This is a genomic window from Paenibacillus sp. DRB1-1, from assembly GCF_052119485.1.
Taxonomy (GTDB): domain Bacteria; phylum Bacillota; class Bacilli; order Paenibacillales; family Paenibacillaceae; genus Paenibacillus; species Paenibacillus polymyxa_B.
The window spans coordinates 4,425,661-4,447,677 of record NZ_JBODQH010000001.1 but is presented as its reverse complement, the minus strand read 5'-3'; the positions used below and the strand labels follow the sequence as shown (position 1 = coordinate 4,447,677).

Genomic DNA, 22,017 nt, shown 5'->3' with positions numbered 1-22,017 from the left:
TTTGGAACATGATTTTATCTAAAATTATAAGCGTTCATTAATTTTGATTAACATTTCCTCTAAAATTCGCTTCTCCTCTTCGGTCAGGGCTTGAACAATTTCGTCCTCCACCTTTTGGAAAGAGTCACTAAAAGCTTCAATCAATTCAATAGCTTTTGGTAAAACATAAATATTTTTTTGCCGTTCATTATTGGCCGGAATTTTGCGCTCGATGAATCCTTTTTGCTCAAGACCTTGAAGTATGCTTGTAATGCTGGCTCCGCGTAGATGAAACCGATCGGCAAGATCCTTCTGAATTAAATCATTTTCTTGATTCTCATAGATATATCTAATCATTTTTCCTTGTTGAGCATTTAATCCCAACTCTTTTATGCTCTCGTCCGCTCTTTTCTTTAACTTAAGACCAATAATCTGAAACAAATCCAGATAAACCGTATCCTTTTGGGTTTTCATAATCGTACCTCCTCAAATTATTAGAAGTCTAATTGTCAGTAAATAAACTATATAAATCTCTAAACTGTTTGTCAAATGAAAATTAGTTTATTGACAGTTATAAAACTAATAGTTAGAATTCTAAGTGTTTAAAACTGAACACTAAGGAGGAACGACATGAAGAATGTAACTCAAAGTTCTACGGTAGAAAAAGTTACAGCGATTACGAATGTACGTATTTTCGATGGGGAAAAAGTTATTGAGCCCAGAAATGTTGTCATCCATGGGGAAACCATTATTTCGGTAGGCGGAGACCTTCCGACACATGCAACGATCATCGATGGGGAAAATGCGACATTATTGCCAGGCCTGATTGATGCGCATGTCCACACTTCAATCGGTGGGTTACGAGATGCTTTAAAATTCGGCGTCACGACAGAACTCGAAATGAATGGCAGTTTTACAGAAAGAGGGCGCAAGATTCAGTTAAAAAACGTGAATGACATCGCCGAAGTCCGTTCCGCCGGCACAGCGATCACTGCTCCAGGTGGTCATCCGGATGAATTATTGCAGGATGAGGATGAAATTCCTGAGTTCGTATTAAAGGAATTGGAGAAGTTACCCAAGGAAGATCGGGAAGCTATGCTAGCCGCCTACGCTCACGATCACGAAAAAGTGCCCCAAGTGACGACAGTGGAAGAAGCGATCAAACATGTGCATACCCAGGTGGAGAGTGGCGCCGACTATATTAAAATCATGATTGAAGAAGGGACGGTCTTGGGTGCCCCTGGACTGCCTATTTTAAGCGACGAGATTTTAAAAGCAGCCGTGGCAGAAGCCCATAAATTCGATAAAATTGTCATAGCCCACGTCTTGACGGCTCATTCTTCGCAAACCGCCATCGATATGGGAGTCGACGGATTGGGTCACTTATTTCTCGACAGGCCCAAATGCACATCCGAGTTGGTGAAATCCATAGCGGATTCAGGCGCATTTGTTATACCGTGCTTAGTATTGAACTCATCCATTCTGGGGAATCCGGCATCAGAATTGGCGAATGATCCACGTGTTTATTCCAAATTAAGTCCGGAATGGATCGATATTTTGAACTCAAGCTTCCATACTTTTCCGCAAGGCAATTTGGAGAATAGCTTTAAAAATGTGATGGACCTTCACCGTGCCGGTGTGGATATTCTGGTCGGGACGGATGTCGCCCCCGTTCCTGTTCCCAATCTTGGCGGCCTTGCTCATGGAGCCAGCGTTCATCATGAAATGCAATTGCTGGTTGAGGCCGGATTTACTCCCATAGAAGCGCTTCAGTCGGCTACCGCGAAACCGGCCCGTTGCTTTGGGCTTAACGATCGCGGCTGTATTATCGAAGGTGCGCTCGCTGACCTTATACTAGTAAACGGTGATCCGACAACCAACATCTCGGATACCTTGTCGATCAAATCCGTATGGTTCAAAGGTGTACAACAACAAGGTTAATCAGAGCCTCTTGAACAGGAACTACTTTCTAATATCATTTGTATACTTCCATTTTCACTTCCCGAGGATAGCTTAATCTTTTGCCAACGCAAAAACACCTCCAAAGTTTATCCTCATATCTTACGACATGGGGATTCTCTTTGAAGGAGTTTTAATTGCAAGGAACATTGTAAAAACGTACAATCAATGGCCCCACATAGTTTCAGTATGCAGTGTTGGTCATAAAATATAAGGCTTACTCGTAGGCACCGATGTTCACCGCGGCTCCCTGTACTCTGGCCTTCCCGTCAATATCTAGTGTTCCAATGATGGCACGGTCCGTGTTCCCAGCATCGATCGCCGGTGACGAAGACTGCAAATGGAAGTCGCCGTTCGCGGCATTCACGAATTTAGGATCGACAAACAGAGAATGCGTATCGTTGCCGGTCCCCGATTTGTACGCGGAGAAACCTGTATATTCTTTATTTTTCCATATCCAGTTGGCTTCCGAGCTGCCGCTCGGAGCAAAATATAAATTATAATCCACAACATTGCCAGAATTTTTGGTGTATCCATTGGAGATCAGCATATCTGTGGAGCTGGCCACGAACATATTGTTTTTGATCACGTTGTTTTGCGTATCATATTGAACCAAAAGCTGACCGCTTCCGTCGTCAAACGTATCGTTCTTGTATAGTGTATTGTTCACGATCTTGCAGTTTACCGTTGAGCCGCGCTCCTCATTGTAACCGCCTATGGCAATGCCAGTCAGTCGGTTGTTATATATCGCGTTGCTGCGAACCGTAATATTGCTGGTTGCTTTACCGGCGTGCTCGGAGGCAATTTCGACGCCGATGTCGTTGTTGTAACTGTAGTTCTGCTCAATAATGCTGTCCTTGCCTCCATCTACATAAATGCCGCCGGCCGAGTTGTCATCTCTCTTGTAAGATGGGTTATTTTGAACTGAATTATTATACACCCGATTGCCCTTCACCAACCCGTTCCGCGCCTGATCGTAAGCGGTATTCGGCGCAGTTCCCTCAAAGCCGATCAAATCAATCCCGATATTGTCATTATCGTGAATGAGGTTGTTGGTCACCACAAAGCCATCCACGTTGCCGTTTAAAACGAGCGATTCGCTGGAGCCCAGCACGAGATTGTACAGCTCATTACCGCTGATCGTAAGGTCGTGAATCGAAGCCGGAGCTTTCGTGCCATAAACAGCGATACCGTGAGCGTCCCGGCCCAGCCGATCTTTGCCGGTCGGGGTGACCGTGTTTTTAATGTCATGGATTTTGTTGTTGGACAGATTAATGAAACCGCCCGAACCGTGGACATAAATACCTACAGGCACCGTATTCTTGGAAGCAGTGGTGAAATTACGGATTTCAAACCCCTGAACGGTAACGTGATTGACATCGGCCAGTTCGATCAGCCCTTCGTTCCCGCTGACCAAAAGTCCGGTGCCGTCAATGATGGCGGTCTCCGTCCCATAGTTGGTAAACACAATGGAACCCTGCGAAGCGGAGCCAGAGCGGCTGATCTTCAGTTTCTGCTTGTACACACCGCCCCGGACGTAAACCGTGCTGCCCGCAGGAACCACGTCGGCCGCGTGCTGCAGCGTCTTCCACGGCGCGTCGCTCGTTCCTGCGTTGGAGTCGCTACCGCTCGTGGCTACATAATATTCTGTACCGGCCGCGGAAGCGACGGGAAGCTCCACATTTCCTACCGCCAGACCAAGCCCCAACACCATGGCTAAACCTACCAGAAAAAATTTCCCAAATTCCTTCATGGTTCCCCATCTCCCTTTACTTATTTTTTGTAAATTATACCACGAATTCACTAGATCTGTTACGCTTGCAAACGGAGTACAGCCTCGACCGTCCGCGAGCCTCCAGGGCCTCTAATGCCAAATTTGGAGAGTGAATGAAGATGTGTAAGAGTTTTTTCTCATTACAAATAAAACACAGCCTACCCTATCGGCAGACTGCGCATGTTCTTATTCCAAAGGGCTAATCCTTTACCAGTCGATTTGAAAGCATCAACATGATAAAAGAGAATAAAATGATGACAGCTACCCAGCTCCAAGAGAGTGTCATATTTCCGACCTCGGACGCGGTATAAATCGCCGTAGGTAGGGTTTGAGTCTGTTCAGGAATATTACCTGCAAGCATCAGCGTAGCGCCAAATTCCCCTAACCCTCGGGCAAATCCGAGAATGTATCCTGAAATGAGTGGTCGGTAGGCAAGGGGCATCGTAATGTGGCGAAACACTTGCCATTCGTTGGCACCTTGCGCACGTGCAGCCTGCTCTACCTCAGGGTCTACAGCTTCAAAACCTGCTTTAATTGTACGGTAAGCCAGTGGAAAAGCAACAACTACGGCCGCCACCACTGCAGCTCCCCATGTAAATACAATTGTCTGCTGGAACAAGCTTTCGAAGGCAGTGCCAATCCAGCTTTTCCTTCCCAGCAAGATGAGCAAAATAAAGCCGACAACAGTGGGAGGCAAAACGAGCGGAAGAAGTAGGACGGTCTCAATCACGCTGGTTCCCCTCCGCGGCGTGCAGTTCGCCATCACCCGCGCTACCACAGTAGCTAATAAAAAGACGATGATGCTGGCGACGACAGCGACTTTAACAGATACGATAACCGGAGGAAGAAAAGCTGACCAATCCAACGGGACCCCCTCCTTTATCTGTGAATTCTATTTTCCCGTCATTGTAGGGGCTGAAAATCCATCTTTACTGAACACACTCATAGCTTCATCTGTCCGTAGGAAATTAAGAAACTCGCCTGCTTCCTGACTGTGTTTGGTTGCTTTTACAATGCCTTCAGGATACAGGATGGGTGCATGCAATTCCTCAGGCACTTCCAGTGCTATGACCGTTTTATCGGATGATTTGGCATCCGTCAGATAGACGAGTCCTGCATCGGCGTTGCCTGTTTCAACATAATTTAATACCTGTCTTACGTCCTTGGCGAATACCATCTTAGGTTCCAGCTTGTCCCATAGTCCAGCCTTCGTTAACGATTCTTTGGAATACTGTCCGGCGGGAACGGTAGTAGGCTCCCCAACAGCCACTTTCAGGAAAGAAGAACCCATCAAGTCATTGAGCGTAATGCTTTTGTTATCTGTGCTTTTCGCCTTATCTTGCGGAACAACCACAACCAGTTTATTTTGAAGCAACACGTTATCCTTTTCCACCAATGAAGCATCCGTTAATGCCTTCATTTGCTTCATGCCCGCCGAAATAAATACGTCAGCGGGTGCGCCTTGCTCAATTTGTTTTTGTAATGTACCGGATGAAGCGTAGTTAAAGGTAAGTTTGATATCTGGGTGCTGTTTCTCATACTGGCCCTTGAGCGTATTCAGACTATCTTGAAGACTTGCAGCGGCAGATACGACTAGTTCTGTCTTGGGTGCGGACTGTGCCGACTGTACAGCAGCCGGAGACGAGCAGCCCGCCAGAACCCATGCCAACAATCCAACGAACGTGAATATGTACCCAAATTTCTTTTTCAACTTGTTCTTCCCCTATCCTATAAATTCCAAAATGAGATGACGAAAATGTGATAGCGAAAATAAGGAAACATTGTACATCTCATAACGGGTCGAATCTATTGGGTCAACCCAAATATTTGTGATAAATCGATCTCGCCTCAGCGATGTCCTTCGTCCCATGAATTAAGACGCGTCCATCCTGAAAAAGAACGATTCGATGCGTTCCGATAACAACGGATACCAGATATGGATTATGCTCCACCTTGCCCCCCTGACGGGATAACAAACGTGCCGCTTCATTCAGATCACGTACAGTACCCGGGACCGGGCGGATTTGAACCGTATCTCGTCCGCACAAGACAGCCGTTTTAGCCTGATGCTCCGATTGTAAAAAAGGATACACTGGGTGCTCACCACACGTTGGACAATCGGCTTTCTTCATGGCGCTGATTTGGATCGCCTGATGCTGATTGTTCCACAGATCGAAAGATATCAGCTTCCCCTGTAAGGCTGATTCGTCCCCGGTGAGCAGCTTCAAAGCCTCGGCGCTTTGATAAGCCGCCACCATCTGTACAGCCGGGCTAATCACACCGACCGTATCACAGGTCGCACCGCCGAGCGGTACGGTTCCGAGCAGGCAATGTAGGCACGGTGTCTGCCCTGGCACGATGGTAAAGGTTGTCCCATAGCTGCCCACACACGCTCCGTAAATCCAAGGGATTCGGTGCTTGACCGCATAATCGTTCATAAGCAGACGTGTATCGAAATTGTCGGTGGCATCTACGATGAGATCCACCCCTGCTGCGATATCGTCGATTTCATCCAGCGAGACGTCCCGGACTAGCGCACGAACGTCCACGTCCGAATTGATTTGCTGCAATCGCTTCTGCGCAGCCACTGCCTTGGGGATCTGATCACGGGCATCCGCTTCGTCATAGAGCTGTTGGCGCTGCAAATTGCTCCAATCTACATAATCGCGGTCTACCAACGTCAGCCGTCCGATGCCCGCTCGCACCAGCATGTCAGCATTGGCAGTGCCCAGTGCGCCGGCTCCCACCATCAGCACGTGCTTACTACGGATATTTTGCTGGCCTGTCGGTCCAATTTTCGAGAATAATTCCTGCCTAGAATAACGGGCATGAGACGCATGCGCATGTGCTTGTGCAGCAACTTCTATTTCCTGGATTTTGTCCATTTCTGACATCGTTGGTTTACCCTCCATACTTATCCATTGATAGCTACAAGTTGATCAGACAAGCTAAAAGCTCAGATGTCCTCGTCCTTATTCGAAAGCTTAGGGGTATTTTGAGGATTCCAGCCACCCAGCTGATGCCCCTTCCATTCTGAGCCGTCCTCCCACACTTCCTTTTTCCAAATCGGTACGATTTGCTTTAACCGTTCAATGGCATGGCGGCTGGCTTCGTAGCAAGTATCGCGGTGTGCAGCAGAGACAGCAATCACCACACTCGTCTCTCCAATTCTGACCGTGCCAAGCCGATGTGTAATCGCAGTACGTGTAGAAGGCCAACGCTCTGCAATTTCGTCACCAATCTGCTTCATCGTGTTCATGGCCATCGGGACATACGCTTCATATTTAAGCAGCACCGTTCGCTGACCTTGCGTGAATTCCCGAGTCGTACCATTAAAGGTCAGCGAGGCGCCATGAGAAGGGTCGAGCACCTTTGAGGTTACTTCATCGGCATCAATCGGGTCGTACGTAATGGCAAATAAACCACATTTTGAAACGACCGTCTCCATCCCGGGTGCTGACTGATGAAGAGCAATTGCATCTGATGGAACCACAAGTTCATCTGGAGAAGCCAGCTTTTTATGATGGGTAAAAAAAGAACCTGGCAGTTGTGAAGTCACTTCCGGGTACAGCTCATTCAGCCTTTTTCGAATGTCTGCCATGGTCACCGTTTCCTGTGAAAGTTCTATCGTGATCACGTCACCAAGTTGCTCCGCCATACCTGCGAATAGCTGAATACGGTATTGCATATGATCTGCCCCCTTGCACCTATTCTATCGAATTCATCTATTCTATTAGTAGAATTTACCCTCCAGAAACCGGAGGAATAATCGCAATCTCATCATGTATACTCACGAGGTCCTCAGGAGCGGCGTAGGCTTGATTTCTGGCAACAAAAGAACCCTGCAACTGAGCTGCCGATTCAGGGAAACACTCGGATAGCAAGTCTTTTAATGCGGCAACGGTCATCGTTTCTTGCTCAGTAGGCACCATAACTATAGGCCCTCCCATCTGTTCCGCAAGTCCGGCAAATACTTGAATATGATAGTTCATTTAACATGCCCTCCTTTTCAGTACAGTGAATGTCCACCACATATGTACCAAGAAAAACCAACATGAATGAATACCCCGAAAGGTTTTATTCCATGCTGGTTAACTATGACGGTGTACATTGAAGATTTTTATATTATATTTTAGATTCAACCAGTTCATCAATCCGTTCGGTATGCGTATATACATTCAGAGAACGACTGCGTATAAAGCCGACGGTCGTAATTCCCAGATCCTCAGCCAACTCAAGTGCAAGCTCTGTGGGAGCTGACTTGGACAAAACAACTTCACAGCCAATCTTCGCAACCTTCAACAAAATTTCAGACGAAATGCGTCCGCTGAATACTATGATTTTGTCTTGTAATACAATATCATGTTTTAAGCAATGTCCATAGATTTTATCCAGCGCATTGTGTCGGCCGATATCTATTCTGGACAGGATCATCCCGTCTTTATCGCACAGCGCTGCATTATGAACACCACCGGTCTCTTGGAACGTAAGTGCCGAGCTTTGCATTAAATTCATCAAGCGGAAGCAATCGTCAAAAGACAGCGTAACATGGGTGTCATTCATTCTTTTTGCCACTTTGGCATCATTCATAAAATAAAAGCCCTGTCTACTTTTTCCGCAGCAGGAGGTAATGTACCGTTTGGAATGAAAGTTTTGATAAAACTCATTCATTCGACGGGTTTTAATATGAACAAAACCTTCTTTTTCCTGAACCCAAATATCTTCAATATCATCGTACCGTTGAATGACGCCTTCAGAGGCCAAAAAACCTACCGCCATATCCTCCACATACTCCGGTGTACAAACCATGGTAGCAAATTCCTGCTGATTGATTTTGATGGTCACCGGATGCTCCGTCACCACAGTGTCTTCAAAACGCTTGATCTGACCGTCACGATAACGTAGAATCTCACGTTTTACCTCAGCTGGCTTTTCCATGTGCTCCACTCCCTTGTTTCTGACAGGCTGGCTCTTCGGCTCACCCGCCGATGTGTGACATTTCAATTTTAGATGTTGCTTGCTGTGTATGATTCAGCCGATCCTCTGAATAGCGGTCGGTACGTTCTCTCCAAACACGCTCAATGTAAGCTCTAATCTCGTCATCGGACTGTTCGGAACGCAGCATCGCGCGAAGCTTGTACCCTTGCGAGGCAAACAGGCACGTGTACAAGGAGCCTTCAGCAGAAATTCTCGCTCGTGTACATGTGGAGCAGAAGGCGTCCGTAACAGACGAAATAATGCCGATTTCCCCGTCTCTGTCCTGATACCTGTAGCGCGTCGCCACCTCACCTTTGTACTGGGGGGGGACAGGCTCTAACGGCATATGCTCGTGAATGGCTTCGATGATCTGCTGTTTGGAAACGACCTGATCCAATTTCCAGCCATTGGTGTTGCCTACATCCATAAACTCAACAAAACGTAAAATATGCTTTTTCTTTTGGAAATAGTCGGCCATGGGAACAATATCCTGATCGTTAAAGCCCTTTTGCACGACCATATTTATTTTCACCTGCATCCCTGCTTGAGCCGCAGCCTCAATACCATCCAGCACCGCCTTAACACTGCTTCTGCCCCCGTTCATTTGGCGGAACCGATCATCATCGAGCGAATCTAGACTAACCGTCACTCTCTTTAGTCCCGCCTCTCGTAGTGCTACGGCATATTTAGGCAAAAATACGCCGTTTGTCGTCATTGCAATATCTTCAACCCCATCGAGTTGAGTTAACGAATGAATAAGCAAGGACAAATTTTTCCTCAGCAACGGCTCACCACCAGTAATACGCAGCTTCGTAACGCCCAGCGAGACAAAAATACGAGAAAGACGCGTAATTTCCTCAAAGGTCAATATCTTTTCTTTTGGCAGAAACGGATAGTCATGGCCAAATATTTCTTCCGGCATACAATATCGGCACCGAAAATTACATCGGTCTATGACGGATATTCTTAAGTCCCGTAACGGACGATTCCATTGATCGTCGCTCCGGTTCGCCATCCTGTTCACCTCAATCCGTCTTCATTAATAAAACTCTTTACACTCTAAATTGGGACGGTATTTCCATTCATTTTATACTGAATCAAAAAACCGGCATCACAACAACTTCTTCGCTTATGATATCGAAGAATCTGCTAAATGCCGGTTAATTTATCTACATCAGGATTTTACGAATCCCACATCATGTGATATAGAAAAATCAAACTAACAAGCGCTGCGACAAATAAAATATACGCGATTCCCACGTACACTCCATTTACGATTGCTCTGAAATAGATTACATTCCTATTGTTAGCAATCCTGGAACGTTTGTCAATGATTTTTCGATTTCTCAGACGATAATCATTATCAATTAAAAAATTAATAATGTACCGTTGAACTATCTTAAATTTTACGTTATAGTTACACGAGATGACATGCAGAAAATGACATATCTAAGTTATTCAGAAGTTATTGATATACAAACGGTGCGTACTGTTTGTTATTAATACATATTCAAATGGCGGATTGGCCTCCAGGACCTAGAGCTTGGTCACTACTCCACCATAAACACAAGTGCTGAAACACGAGCACTTGTGTTTATGGTGGAGTTTTTTTATTCCTAATTTTTAAATTTAAAATCTGAAAGGAGCCTGAACCGTGACTGATAGTGCGATCAAAATTACATTAAACGGACAGGAACTGAAAACGAAGAACACCGCAACGATTCTTGAGGTGATTAACGAAAACAACATCGCCCATCCCCAGCTGTGTTACGTTCCCGAAGTCGATCCGATTCGTACCTGTGACACATGTATCGTGGAAGTGGACGGAAAACTTATGCGTTCCTGCTCGACACTGGCTTCCGATGGAATGAATATTCATTTACATTCGGATCGCGCGAAAGCAGCTCAAACCGAGGCTATGGACCGATTGCTGGAAAATCATCTTCTCTACTGCACAGTGTGCGATAACAACAACGGTAATTGTACTTTGCATAATACAGCAGAGCTTATGGAAATTGAACATCAAAAATATCCGTATCGACCGAAAGTTGACCCGACAGAAGTAGATATGTCTCATCCTTTCTACCGATATGACCCCAATCAATGTATTGCATGCGGCCAATGCGTAGAGGTATGCCAAAACCTTCAGGTCAATGAAACGCTGTCCCTCGACTGGGAAGCTGAACGCCCTCGCGTCATATGGGATGACAGGGTTGCGATTAACGATTCCTCCTGCGTCAGCTGCGGTCAGTGTGTAACCGTCTGCCCATGCAATGCCTTGATGGAGAAATCCATGCTGGGAGAAGCAGGCTTCATGAGTGGCATGAATAAGGATTTATTAAATCCGATGGTGGATTTAATAAAGGAAGTGGAGCCGGGCTATAGTGGGATTTTTGCTATTTCCGAAGCCGAAGCAGCGATGCGTGAAACCCGTACGAAAAAAACGAAAACCGTCTGTACGTTTTGCGGTGTAGGTTGCAGCTTTGAGGTTTGGACCAAAGGCCGCAAAATTTTGAAGGTACAACCTACCTCGGAGGGACCTGTTAACGGTATCTCGACATGCGTAAAAGGAAAATTCGGCTGGGATTTTGTGAACAGCGATCAGCGTCTGACCTCCCCTTTAATTCGTCAAGGTGACGAATTTGTGGAAGCAACCTGGGAAGAAGCACTGAGCCTGATGGCCAGCAAAATGGGAGCTATTCAAGAAACTTACGGTGGCGAAGCACTCGGCTTTATTTCTTCGTCCAAATTCACCAATGAAGAAAACTATTTGATGCAGAAGTTGGCTCGTCAGGTCTTCCAAACGAATAACGTCGATAATTGCTCACGGTATTGCCAATCTCCTGCGTCATGGGGGCTGCAATACACCGGAGGCATCGGTGGGGACAGCGGTACGATTAAAGACATTGCCAAAGCAGGTTTGGTCATGCTGGTCGGTTGCGCGCCGGGAGAAGGACATCCAGTGCTGGCTACTCGTATCAAACGTGCGCATAAGCTGCACGGTCAAAAGTTGATCTCGGTCGACCTGCGCAAGCATGAAATGGCAGAACGCGCAGATCTGTTCATTCGTCCGAAGCAAGGTACTGATTATGTATGGTTATCCGCTGTAGCCAAATACATCATTGAGCAAAACTGGCATGATGCAAAATTCATTGAAGAGCATGTAAACTTCTATCCTGAATATTTGAAGTTGCTAGAACGTTTCTCCCTGGAATTTGCCGAACAGGAAACTGGTATTTCCAAAGAGACACTGATTCAGGTAGCGACTATGATTCACGAAGCCGACGGCACTGCCATTTGCTGGGGCATGGGTGTGACGCAAAACATCGCAGGCTCTTACACTTCGATTGCAATTGCCAACCTGCTGCTGGTGACTGGAAACTTTATGCGTCCGGGTGCAGGCGCATATCCGCTTCGCGGACATAACAATGTGCAGGGTGCTGCCGATATGGGTACGATGCCGGATATTTTCCCGGGCTATCAGCCCGTGACGAACGATGTCATTCGTGCCAAGTTTGAAGCGGCCTACGGCGTACAAATTCCAGGTCAACGCGGACTGGACAACATTCAGATGCTGGAAGCCATTGAAACAGGTAAGCTCAAAGCGATGTATATCGCTGGAGAAGAGATGGCATGGGTGGATGCCGACTCCAACCATACCCAAGAAATGCTGGCGAACTTGGATTTCCTTGTCGTTCAGGATGTATTTCTGAGCAAGACAGCTGAATTCGCTGACGTTATTTTGCCAGCCGTACCTTCACTCGAAAAAGACGGAACCTTTACAAACACCGAACGTCGTGTTCAGCGTTTATATGAAGCACTCCGCCCTATAGGAGACAGCAAACCAGATTGGTGGATTTTCAGCCAATTTGCCAAGCACATGGGATATGATTGGGATTACAGCCATCCAAGTGAAATTTTTGAAGAAATGGCGTCGCTCACTCCATTTTTCTCCCAATGTAATTATGACGTATTGGAAGGCTGGAACAGCTTCCACTGGGGATCGCCGGATGGTAGCAATACACCGTTGCTGCACACCAACGGCTTTAACTTTCCGGATAAAAAAGCGCGTTTGGGACTTTTCGAATATGTACCACCGAAAGAGTACCCCGTTGAATTCGATTTGACCTTAAATAATGGTCGACTGCTCGAACAGTTTCATGAAGGAAATATGACGACCAAATCAGCGGGTATTCAGCTCAAACTTCCAAAAGTATTTGTGGAAGTGTCACCTGAATTGGCTGAGGAGCGCGGAATCACTAATGGATCGCTGGTTCGATTGGAATCCCCTTATGGTGTGGTCAAGCTACGCGTTCTGGTTACAGACCGCGTGCAGGGAACTGAAATTTATGTGCCAATGCACTCTACCAGCCATGATGGTGCGGTCAATCTGTTAACTGGTGGAGCGTTCGATGTGGTCACCCGTACACCGGCCTATAAACAAGCCAAAGTACGGATGCAAATTTTGGAGGTAGACGGTCAAAATCCACTACCACGTATCAATCCGCGTTACAAAAAACGTCATCCGCAAAATGGGGTTGAAGTGGACCGTAAGTGGAATCGTCCCGGTTACGTCGATTTGGTGGATCAAAAATAAGGAGGTCAAGCCGTGGCTAAGCCTATTTCAATTGTGAGAAAACGCGTTCTGACAGAAGAAGAACGGCAAAAACAATCGCTGGATCAGCTTACTGCTGATCTGGCGGACAATGGGGCGGCATTGCAGAAGACGCTTGAAATCGTACGCGAGCTACACGACAGTGGTCTTCTCGAAGCAGCTCAGTCTATGCTAAAAGCCAAAGAAAGCATCGCCAAAATCGCTGTAGGACAAGCGACGCGTAAGCCTGTGACAAACATCATCAATAATCTCATGGGAGCAGCAGGGATGCTGTCTGAGGTAGACCCCGAGCTGGTGAAAAAGCTGACAAATAGCGTTACCAATGGCCTGAACGAAGCCGAAGAACATCTAAAGCAGAATAAAAAGACTCGTCTGCGCGATCTTATGAAGGCGATGAATGATCCAGATGTAAACCGGGCAATGGGATTTGGTATTCATTTTCTCAAAGGAGTGGGAAAAAGTTTGTCTGATAAATAATTCATAGAGCGTGAAGATGGAAGACTAGTAAAAACAGACAATAAAAAGAGCTGGCTCCGAAAACGGGGACAGCTCTTTTTAATTATTTTTTATCCACCTGCAATAGCGTCACCGTTTTAAGAGAAACGGCATCTTTTATTTGCTCCTCTGCGATGACCTTGAGCTTAAGCAAACTGGCAATCTTCGACGTATCCGGCTTGGAAAACAAGCGCCATAGCTGCGGATCAGGCAGTGAATCATACAGCTTTGTATGATCGTATTCCTTGCGGTGCTGCTGTATAATCTTGACTCGGTAGTTTCCAATTTCCCAATCTGATACTTCCTGCTGTGCACAATGAGCGGTAATGTCATTACGCAAGTCAGTCAGTTCACCTTCAATTTCTTTTTGCTTTTGCTTTAACTGGTAGTAGCGACGTACCTTGTTTTCCAATGCCATCACGCTCCTCTGCTTACATATGTATGTTTGCAGAAGCGTTTTAGGACAAGTTTTGTAATGTTAGGATTGAAGGTATAACTGCGAAAGCATTTCCCGGGTAATGGAAAGGTCCATAAGTTGAGAGCATCATCATCCAAACTTTATTTCAGGATTTTGCAAAATCCGATTCCAATCGCTCCAAAGTGCAATATATAGACGAACTAGACCATTTCGATCTATATATTGTTTATTGGAAGTCGCTTATTGGATTTTTGCAAAATCCTCATTTAGGTACATTCGTCCCTGGATTTACAGGCCCTGCTCCTTGGGATTTCCCCTTACGCTTCATATAATTGGCCCAGTATGCCGTCAGAATAGGTACCAAAATCGAGGTTACAATGACCGAAGCAGCAACTAAGGCCGTTGCAGATTGCGCAACAGGCAGGAACTCAGGCTTGATATTGGCAACAATGACTGGATTGGCTACTGCTGCTCCTGCTGTACTAGAGGCTGCAATTCCTGCTGTACCGTTGCCACCACCGATATATTTGTCCGCCAAAATCAGTGGAATACCCGTAACGATAATTACAAAAATACCCAATAAAATACCAAGCATACCTGTCTGGACAATGACACTCAGGTCAATGGAACAACCAAGTGCAAAACCGAAAAATGGAATCAAAGCTTGCGTTGCGTTTCCAAAATATTTTCGGAAATCATGATCCAGATTGCCCAACATAAAGCCGACCAAAAATGGTAATACCGCCCCCACAAATGTTTGCGGTTCAAAAACGGCCAGCCCAGTGCTACCCAAAATAATCATGGTCACCAACGGACCCGATTCCAGTGACATCAGTACAAATGCTCCTGCCTCTTCCTTGGAGCCATACTGCTGCATAATGGAGGCGTATAACCCACCGTTCGTCATATCCATAGCCGAGATCAGCGCCAGCACCGACAAACCTGCAAATAGTCCACTTTCTACACCACCAACAGGCAGCAATCTGGATGCAATGATCGCCACTACCCACGCAACCGCGATTTTAGTCAATACGAGCGTTCCTGATTTACGTAATACAGTACCCGTCGCTCGCACATCTATAGAAGCACCCATACAAAAAAACCACACTGCTAAAATGGGTACCGTACCTGTCATCAGCCCCTTGGTAAAAGATCCAAAGTAGTCGCCTGCCCATGGAGTAAATGTATGAAAAAGTGCGCCAATAAACAGCGGCACCAGCATAATGCCCCCTGGAATTTTATCAATGTTTTGTTTGATTTTCATTACTTCGTTCAACCCTTTCGTTTTTGCCAATGCAAAAACAAGGCCGTATTACTTGCGGCTCAAGCCGAGCTCGGGAATCAGTCTTGCGAAGGTATCATGACTCTCCTTCAGTTGCTGCGCGAATGCCTCTGCATCCTGGACACGTAATCCCAACCCATGCTTACGCATTTCCTCCCTGAATTCCTCGTCTTTCGTCCCCTTGATCAGTGCATCCGTCAGCGTTTGAGCAACTTCATCCGGTGTATCCTTGGGTACAGCCAGCCCTCTCCAAGTGCCAATAAAATGTACACGCAGCCCAGTGGCTTGCTGTAGTGTCGGCACTTTTGGAAACGCTTCCGAAATAGTGTCTGCCTGGATCGCCAGTATGCGAAGTTTCCCTTCGTCCACGTATTTCTTCACTTCTGCGGGACTGACGGGTACAGCATCCACAAATCCGCTCATTAAAGCGGAGACGGCTGGGCCTGCTCCCTCATAAGGGATATGGGTAAAGCGGACTCCGCTTTTCTGCTCCAGCATCGCGGCAGCAAGGTGCCATATGCTCCCTGTGCCTGCATTCCCCATTTTGAGCTTGCCGGGATGGGCCCCAGCATCCTCCAGAAATGCCTCCGCTGTCTTCCATGGTGCATCCGCCCGGACCGTAATGGCGGAAGGGTCCATATTGGTTTGAAGCAGCGGCTTAAATCGCTCATAGGTGAGCGGTAGCAGTCCCAAATGAGGCAACGTAGTCAGCTCAGCGACCAGATACGTTACGGTATAACCGTCCGCCTGCGCCTCAGCCCCTTCCATCAGCCCGACAGAACCGCCTCCTCCCGTTCGATTAACGACGATTATCGGCTGACCGAGATGCTTCTCGGCGGCTTTCGCCAACGCTCTCGCGGTAATATCTGTACCGCCTCCGGCCGCATAAGGAACGACGAGTGTTATTGGCTTCGTAGGAAATATACGGCTGTGATCCTGCAGGGTGCGGTGATCCACATATTCACTGATACTCAAGGCAGAAAGCATAGCTACTCCCGCCGCAACCAGCACATATTTTTGCCATGGCTTTTTCTTCATTATGTTTCCTCTTCTCCAAAAATGAACTGGGCCCGTCATGCGCCCGTTTTCACCTCCAACGTTTTCGGTCTTGTTGTTTGCGTTTACATGAAGTCAATGTACCGCAACGTGGAGGGCTACAGCTATCGCTTAATCTTCGTATTTATCTTCTATTTCGCCAAAGTATCGACCTTTTGACCGATCTGCATATTCATTGGAAGATTTGCTGATTTGTCTGAATTTCCCTGGGGTCACTTGTTTGTGCTTGCGGAATACCCGAATAAAGCTGTTCTCATTTCGGTATCCGACCTGTTCTGCAATTTCACCGATTTTCAAATGAGTTTCACATAGTAATGTGCATGCCTTTTTTACGCGTAATCCAGTCAAATAATCGTAAACGGTGGTCCCCGTTTCCTCCTTGAACATGCTGCTCACCGAGGACACGCTCATGTGAACATGATCCGCAATTTCCTGAAGCCCGATGTTCAAATGCAAATGATGTTCCATATATTCAATCATCTCTTGTACACGCACAAAATCTTTGGACTGAATGCGGCCGTGCCATTTTTCTTCAATATCAGTCAACATAATGACCAGCAATACCTCAATGTCTTGAAGGTCTAGCGTCAGAATCTGATTCCAGTGGTAATCAGCAAGCTGATCCGGCGGCGTCACACTCTGAGTGGCACACCATTTTAGCAAATCTTCCAGCAATTCATGAACAAACAAGTAGACCTGGGCTGGGGATGTTCTGTGGAGTCGAAGTTCTTCTACCCATTGGCTGATTAGCTTTACACTTGCACCAGGTTCCTGTGACTCCAGGGCACGAATCATCTCCAGACGCCGATTGTCCAGCAATGTTGAATCCTGAATCTGCTCCTTTGACTGTTCATCCACTGTATTATCCTTTTTCACACTTATGCTGCTGTCTATATTCGTATATGAACGTCCATACCCCTCATACAAACGCAAATTAAGGGCCTCTTTTCCTTTTATAAAAGACGCCCGTGCCTCTCGAATATCCGTGACCATATGACCAATCCCTATAGAAATAGTCAAAGGAAGATACTCACCGACAACCTGAATCAGCCTATCCACGCTTTTCTGAAGCAAAATGCTCTCTTGGAGGTCAGTCTCTGTACCAACTTCATTCGAACTCTCGCTGAACTGTAACAGCACAATAAAACCACTTTCCTCCTCCGGCGAGCATACTGCTTTCCAGTGAGGTTCGAGCATCTCTAGCAAAATATTGTTTAGCGCATACTTAAGCAGCATTTTATCCTCTTCTGGAAAGCTTGCGGCCCACGTAGAATACCGGTCGATGGACACGATCATGACAAACAAAGAATGGCCGTCCCAATCGGAAAAATACTGTTCCCATTTCATACGCATTTCCTGTATGCCCATTCTACGCTGGATGACATCTTCCATATATTTGGAACGCAACTCCGGCAAGCTTCGCTCAACCACCAATGATTTGCGGTGAAACTCTCCAACCAGTTTGCTAATCACAGGTTCCAGGTCATACAATCCTCCTTGGCGCGTTCCCTTATTGCCCGAATTTAATAGGCTATTAATTTTTTTCATGGGGCGAAAAGCTGCATAATTGTAATAGTAAACTGCTGAGCACCCAGCCAGTATGGAGATAAAGGCAAGCCACAGCATCATATTGCGCGCCAGCTTTACATTTTTCAGCAGCTCGTCCATCGGAACGAGCGATACTAGACGCCAGCCCGTTACATCAGAAAAGGTTTGGTTCGCCATATATTCCATGTCCCCTATCTCCACATAAGCATAGGGACTCACATCCAGTTCTTTCAAAATCCTGCCCATATCATTTAAGGGTAAGGACGATCTCAGCTTGGGATAGATCAACTCGCCCTCCAGATCATACACGTATTGCGAGTTGGATAAATGAATATATAGTTTGGAGAAAAAACGGTCGTAATCCAGATTGATTAGCACCGCACCCATGACCTGACCATTCTCTACTATGGGCCTGGCCAGCGAAAGCAACTCTACCGTCCCCTGCTCACGATCGGTGCCGTACCATCTCCGCTTAATCAACAACGGCTTTTTTTGAATGTCCTGAATCCAGGGAACCCATGTGGTATCCGGTGCCTGCTTCCAATCAGGCATGTAACCATAATTGCTGGATACGAGAGCATGATTGTCCAAAGAAATAACTTCAACCGAATAAATTTCTTCGTGCGAAGAAAGGGTTTTCAAGTATTTCTGAAGCCGATCTATGACGGAGGCGTTGTCTTCCAGCGATTCCCCATCCGTTTGGACACGTACAAAAGCCTCTACATCCGGATGATATGCTGCGTCCAGCGCCTTGTTATCAGACTCGCGAAAAGCCCGATTGGTCACATCCAGATTGATTTGCAATAATTCTATATTGGGTGTGTTCAGCTCGGTATCCAAACCTTCACGGTATCCTGAATACGATAGCAAGCCGATCACGCTAATCACGAGCGACACGCACAGAGTGAGCAGTAAAATCAGTCTTGTCTGTTTATTTTTCAGTATCAATCGAAGCTTAAGTCGCAACATTCCCGTAACTTCATCCTTCCGGACTTCGTTGTCCATCTTCCTCTTGCCAACATACGTGGTGACATATTCTCCCTAAATCTATTTGACGTAAGAGTTGGAATTCCCTGCCTATGTAATTCAAACTTAATATAAGGAACAACATTCATATAAAAAAGAAGAAGTCTCCCTATACAAGGTAGAACTTCTTCTTTGGCACTGCTTGTATTCATTATTCAGCAAAAACAGATACTCGCTGCACAGGTTTTAGCTTGTCTTTTCCACCTGAAAACGATCTAGTTCCCGCTGCATTTCCTCACGAATTTGACGAAGCTCTTTTACCTTCTCAGCCGATTCCTCAAATGAACGCTTCTGCTCTACTGTGGAAGCCGTAATCTCTTCACTGCCTGCGGCGGATTGCTGAGTGATTGCGCTGATATTTTCGATAGCTTGCTGCACCTGTACGCTCAGTTCACGCGATACATTCATGTCCGTTGATAGCTTGCTGACTTGGCCGGCAATTTGCTGCACTTTGCCACTAATCTCTGTAAATGATTCTCCGGTCGAGGAGGTCGCCTTCTCCTGCTCACGGAACAGCTCCTGACTCTGCGCCACAGAAGTCTTCACCTTATCCATAGCCTGCGTGATACCGTCAACTGCGGTATAAATTTTCTTTACAGCAGACTCTGATTGATTCGCTAGCTTTTTCACTTCATTGGCAACAACAGCAAAACCTTTTCCTGCCTCACCTGCACGTGCAGCCTCAATAGAAGCATTCAAGGACAACAGCGATGTTTGGCTGGCAATTTCGGAGACATATCCAGTCATAGTTGTAATCTCGGCTGCATTAGCCTCCAGCTCCTTGACCGTCTGCTCCACTTCGGACATGGCTGAACGATTTTCTGCAACAATGCGCAGTTGGTCGCTCATGACCCGCGTCCCCTGCTTAATGACACGCAAAGCATCCTCGCTATACGCGGTCGATTGTGTGGTCTCCAGCAGATTCGATTCAAACTTTTGCTGCATCTCGTCCACAACGCCAACTGTCGACGACAGATCCTCAGCAATTTTCTGACTGCCTATCGCCAGTTCCTCTGTTGACGTGCTGACTTGTGTCACAATTTCCTTCATGGCCTCATTATGCTGATCAATATCCCGAGCCATCAGATCGACACGATTACCCGCCTGATCAATGGAGAGTACAATGCTGCGCAAGTTCCCTATCATCACCCGGAAAGATTCGTTGAGCTCGTCCAGCTCATCTCGTCCCTTCGTTTGTGCGAGCTGCACTGTCAGGTTCCCCTCAGCAATTTGCTTTGCAGCATCCGTTAACTTGCGGGTTCTAAGGGCAAGCTGCCTGGAGGTATATGTATTGTATAGCCCAACCGCCACAAGAAGTAGAACTGCACCTGTCAAAGCCAATTGCCAAGTAAAACGAATGCTCTTAGTCAAATCTTCTGTGTATTGGTCATAACGTGCCTTGGTCAGCAGATCCAGCATAAATACATCGTTCTGAATCCCTTGGGCACGCATGGCCTCCCGCTTGGACTCCGGGCTGTTTTGGGTACTCATTGCTTTCTCCGTTGCTACTTTCAATTGGCTGAATTTTGTTTTAATCGTATTCAGTCGCTTTTGCTGCGCTTCGGTTTGCATCATGCCCTGTGAAAGCAAAGCAATCGTCTTTTCAGACTGAGTCAGTTGATTTTGCACATCGGCTTTGTTGCTCTCCGTCATGGAAGCTGAATAATTTTGCAGTGCCTGCCCTGACTGAATCAAATAGGCATTGAGCTGCTGTACATTCAACATAGCCGGAACCAGATTACTACTTTGCGAGTTAATACGAATTAATTCAAAAATGATATATGCCACTAAAGCCAGGCAAGCGATCAAGGAAATCATCGCGTTCAGCACCAGTTTACCTTGCAGTTTCATCAGCCTTCATCCTCCGTTTGCGAAAATTTATTGGGTGGGTACAGTAAGTGTGCCGGATTTGATTTTTTCCTTTAAATCATCCAACAACTTTTGCTGATCCGGATTCAGTGTCACGACACGAATAGGCGCTAAACCTACGCCATCTTCTGCAAGACCAAACACCATATCCTTTTCCGTAAATTTTCTTTGATGATCTGCAAAGCCTTTGACTGCTGTATAAATTGCAATGTCTACATTTTTAAACATCGAGGTCACTACCGCTTTTTCCGCAATAAAAAACTGGTCACTATCGACCCCAATGGCTAATTTTTGCTGCTTTTGCGCTTCCTGTAGTGCACCTACGCCCGTGAGACCTGCGGCTGCAAAGATAACATCAATCTGATCCTGATTAATCATGTCATCTGCAATTTCCGTACCCAGTTCCGGCTTTCCAAAATCTCCTGCATACGTTGCAGTAACTTTGGCATTAGGCTTGACTGATTGCACCCCTGCGCGATACCCAATTTCAAATTTTTTCAACAAAGGAGATTCCGCACCTCCGAGAAAACCCACCTGTTCGGTGCGACTCGTCAAACCGGCAACGACTCCAGCCATAAAACTGCCCTCTTCTGCTTTGAAGCTAATAGAGGCCACATTCGGTAAATCTGATTTCTCATCCACGATTAAGAATTTACGGTCTGGATATTTTTTGGCAATGGATTCCAAGCTGTCCTTCACCATATAACCCAGCCCAATGATTAAATCCGCTTTTTCTTGAGCAAGCTGCTCAAAAGCCGCATCATACGTCTTGGTCTCCGTTATTTCCCGGTATTCAAAAACTATCTTCCCCTCATCCCTTGCCTTGACCAAACCTCGAAAAGCCGCGTCGCTGTAAGATTGGTCACCCAGACCAATATCTGACAGTACGATTCCCACCTTAATGGGCTGAGCCTTGGTTTGTGCTGCCGAATGCCCACATGCACTTAGCAACAATGCAAAGATTGTGACAATGGGAATCCACCTAAAATTCAACAATACTGCTCGCTTCTTCATGACAT

General features: G+C 46.4%; 18 protein-coding genes. 3 read left to right on the top strand and 15 right to left on the bottom strand.

All coding sequences use genetic code 11. The features are described 5' to 3' along the window. Window positions 1-24 precede the first annotated feature (24 nt). The gene (locus ACQW03_RS20000; RefSeq protein WP_053325819.1) at window positions 25-453 is read right to left on the bottom strand and encodes a MarR family winged helix-turn-helix transcriptional regulator; all 429 of its coding nucleotides are present in this window, start codon (window positions 451-453) and stop codon (window positions 25-27) included. A 156-nt stretch (window positions 454-609) separates the two neighbouring features. Between ACQW03_RS20000 and ACQW03_RS19995 the strand changes: the two genes are divergently transcribed. Beyond that, window positions 610-1,920, top strand: coding sequence for an amidohydrolase family protein (locus tag ACQW03_RS19995; RefSeq protein ID WP_220029915.1), 1,311 nt, complete (start codon window positions 610-612; stop codon window positions 1,918-1,920). Window positions 1,921-2,155: 235 nt separating this feature from the next. Here the strand turns inward: ACQW03_RS19995 and ACQW03_RS19990 are convergent, their stop codons facing one another. From ACQW03_RS19990 to moaA, 8 genes are all read right to left on the bottom strand, one after another. Continuing rightward, window positions 2,156-3,691 (bottom strand): choice-of-anchor Q domain-containing protein, encoded by a 1,536-nt coding sequence (locus ACQW03_RS19990; protein ID WP_441951397.1) that lies wholly within the window; start codon window positions 3,689-3,691, stop codon window positions 2,156-2,158. A gap of 220 nt (window positions 3,692-3,911) precedes the next feature. After that, window positions 3,912-4,577: a molybdate ABC transporter permease subunit gene (modB, locus tag ACQW03_RS19985; protein ID WP_071641923.1), complete on the bottom strand. Its 666-nt coding sequence runs from the start codon at window positions 4,575-4,577 to the stop codon at window positions 3,912-3,914. Between the two features lie 27 nt (window positions 4,578-4,604). Then, window positions 4,605-5,423: a molybdate ABC transporter substrate-binding protein gene (gene modA, locus ACQW03_RS19980; RefSeq protein WP_071641924.1), complete on the bottom strand. Its 819-nt coding sequence runs from the start codon at window positions 5,421-5,423 to the stop codon at window positions 4,605-4,607. Window positions 5,424-5,526: 103 nt separating this feature from the next. Continuing rightward, window positions 5,527-6,606: a thiazole biosynthesis adenylyltransferase ThiF gene (locus ACQW03_RS19975; RefSeq protein WP_275955739.1), complete on the bottom strand. Its 1,080-nt coding sequence runs from the start codon at window positions 6,604-6,606 to the stop codon at window positions 5,527-5,529. A 62-nt stretch (window positions 6,607-6,668) separates the two neighbouring features. After that, window positions 6,669-7,400 (bottom strand): molybdenum cofactor biosynthesis protein MoaE, encoded by a 732-nt coding sequence (locus ACQW03_RS19970; protein WP_441951394.1) that lies wholly within the window; start codon window positions 7,398-7,400, stop codon window positions 6,669-6,671. 55 nt (window positions 7,401-7,455) lie between these two features. Next, complete coding sequence (locus ACQW03_RS19965; RefSeq protein WP_071641926.1) at window positions 7,456-7,704, bottom strand: MoaD/ThiS family protein; 249 nt, start codon at window positions 7,702-7,704, stop codon at window positions 7,456-7,458. 133 nt (window positions 7,705-7,837) lie between these two features. Continuing rightward, window positions 7,838-8,650, bottom strand: coding sequence for a formate dehydrogenase accessory sulfurtransferase FdhD (fdhD, locus tag ACQW03_RS19960; protein ID WP_071641927.1), 813 nt, complete (start codon window positions 8,648-8,650; stop codon window positions 7,838-7,840). Between the two features lie 40 nt (window positions 8,651-8,690). Then, complete coding sequence (gene moaA, locus ACQW03_RS19955; RefSeq protein WP_076293547.1) at window positions 8,691-9,704, bottom strand: GTP 3',8-cyclase MoaA; 1,014 nt, start codon at window positions 9,702-9,704, stop codon at window positions 8,691-8,693. A gap of 639 nt (window positions 9,705-10,343) precedes the next feature. Here moaA and fdhF point away from each other — a divergent pair. After that, window positions 10,344-13,286: a formate dehydrogenase subunit alpha gene (gene fdhF, locus ACQW03_RS19950; protein WP_441951391.1), complete on the top strand. Its 2,943-nt coding sequence runs from the start codon at window positions 10,344-10,346 to the stop codon at window positions 13,284-13,286. 12 nt (window positions 13,287-13,298) lie between these two features. After that, window positions 13,299-13,781 (top strand): DUF1641 domain-containing protein, encoded by a 483-nt coding sequence (locus ACQW03_RS19945; RefSeq protein ID WP_025720263.1) that lies wholly within the window; start codon window positions 13,299-13,301, stop codon window positions 13,779-13,781. Window positions 13,782-13,863: 82 nt separating this feature from the next. On the opposite strand, the gene ACQW03_RS19940 is transcribed toward ACQW03_RS19945, so the two are convergent. The 6 genes from ACQW03_RS19940 to ACQW03_RS19915 all read right to left on the bottom strand — a co-directional run bounded on the left by ACQW03_RS19940 (window position 13,864) and on the right by ACQW03_RS19915 (window position 22,012). Beyond that, entirely contained in the window at window positions 13,864-14,217 is a 354-nt protein-coding gene (locus ACQW03_RS19940; protein ID WP_071641931.1) for a hypothetical protein, read from the bottom strand. 262 nt (window positions 14,218-14,479) lie between these two features. Continuing rightward, complete coding sequence (kdgT, locus tag ACQW03_RS19935) at window positions 14,480-15,481, bottom strand: 2-keto-3-deoxygluconate transporter (protein WP_209942994.1); 1,002 nt, start codon at window positions 15,479-15,481, stop codon at window positions 14,480-14,482. A gap of 48 nt (window positions 15,482-15,529) precedes the next feature. Continuing rightward, entirely contained in the window at window positions 15,530-16,537 is a 1,008-nt protein-coding gene (locus tag ACQW03_RS19930) for a tripartite tricarboxylate transporter substrate binding protein (protein WP_023989574.1), read from the bottom strand. Window positions 16,538-16,666: 129 nt separating this feature from the next. Then, window positions 16,667-19,108, bottom strand: a complete 2,442-nt coding sequence (locus ACQW03_RS19925) for an AraC family transcriptional regulator (protein WP_441951387.1) — start codon at window positions 19,106-19,108, stop codon at window positions 16,667-16,669. A 207-nt stretch (window positions 19,109-19,315) separates the two neighbouring features. Then, on the bottom strand, window positions 19,316-20,980 hold the full coding sequence (locus tag ACQW03_RS19920; RefSeq protein ID WP_076293552.1) for a methyl-accepting chemotaxis protein: 1,665 nt from the start codon (window positions 20,978-20,980) through the stop codon (window positions 19,316-19,318). Window positions 20,981-21,007: 27 nt separating this feature from the next. Continuing rightward, the gene (locus ACQW03_RS19915) at window positions 21,008-22,012 is read right to left on the bottom strand and encodes a BMP family lipoprotein (protein WP_071641942.1); all 1,005 of its coding nucleotides are present in this window, start codon (window positions 22,010-22,012) and stop codon (window positions 21,008-21,010) included. Window positions 22,013-22,017 lie beyond the last annotated feature (5 nt).

What these genes read in the sequence shown, in the direction of transcription:
- ACQW03_RS20000 (WP_053325819.1), bottom strand. Translation starts at nt 453, where the DNA reads ATGAAAACCCAAAAGGATACGGTTTATCTGGATTTGTTTCAGATTATT.
- ACQW03_RS19995 (WP_220029915.1), top strand. Translation starts at nt 610, where the DNA reads ATGAAGAATGTAACTCAAAGTTCTACGGTAGAAAAAGTTACAGCGATT.
- ACQW03_RS19930 (WP_023989574.1), bottom strand. Translation starts at nt 16,537, where the DNA reads ATGAAGAAAAAGCCATGGCAAAAATATGTGCTGGTTGCGGCGGGAGTA.
- ACQW03_RS19970 (WP_441951394.1), bottom strand. Translation starts at nt 7,400, where the DNA reads ATGCAATACCGTATTCAGCTATTCGCAGGTATGGCGGAGCAACTTGGT.
- ACQW03_RS19915 (WP_071641942.1), bottom strand. Translation starts at nt 22,012, where the DNA reads ATGAAGAAGCGAGCAGTATTGTTGAATTTTAGGTGGATTCCCATTGTC.
- ACQW03_RS19940 (WP_071641931.1), bottom strand. Translation starts at nt 14,217, where the DNA reads ATGGCATTGGAAAACAAGGTACGTCGCTACTACCAGTTAAAGCAAAAG.
- fdhD (WP_071641927.1), bottom strand. Translation starts at nt 8,650, where the DNA reads ATGGAAAAGCCAGCTGAGGTAAAACGTGAGATTCTACGTTATCGTGAC.
- ACQW03_RS19975 (WP_275955739.1), bottom strand. Translation starts at nt 6,606, where the DNA reads ATGTCAGAAATGGACAAAATCCAGGAAATAGAAGTTGCTGCACAAGCA.
- kdgT (WP_209942994.1), bottom strand. Translation starts at nt 15,481, where the DNA reads ATGAAAATCAAACAAAACATTGATAAAATTCCAGGGGGCATTATGCTG.
- moaA (WP_076293547.1), bottom strand. Translation starts at nt 9,704, where the DNA reads ATGGCGAACCGGAGCGACGATCAATGGAATCGTCCGTTACGGGACTTA.
- ACQW03_RS19920 (WP_076293552.1), bottom strand. Translation starts at nt 20,980, where the DNA reads ATGAAACTGCAAGGTAAACTGGTGCTGAACGCGATGATTTCCTTGATC.
- ACQW03_RS19965 (WP_071641926.1), bottom strand. Translation starts at nt 7,704, where the DNA reads ATGAACTATCATATTCAAGTATTTGCCGGACTTGCGGAACAGATGGGA.
- ACQW03_RS19925 (WP_441951387.1), bottom strand. Translation starts at nt 19,108, where the DNA reads ATGGACAACGAAGTCCGGAAGGATGAAGTTACGGGAATGTTGCGACTT.
- ACQW03_RS19990 (WP_441951397.1), bottom strand. Translation starts at nt 3,691, where the DNA reads ATGAAGGAATTTGGGAAATTTTTTCTGGTAGGTTTAGCCATGGTGTTG.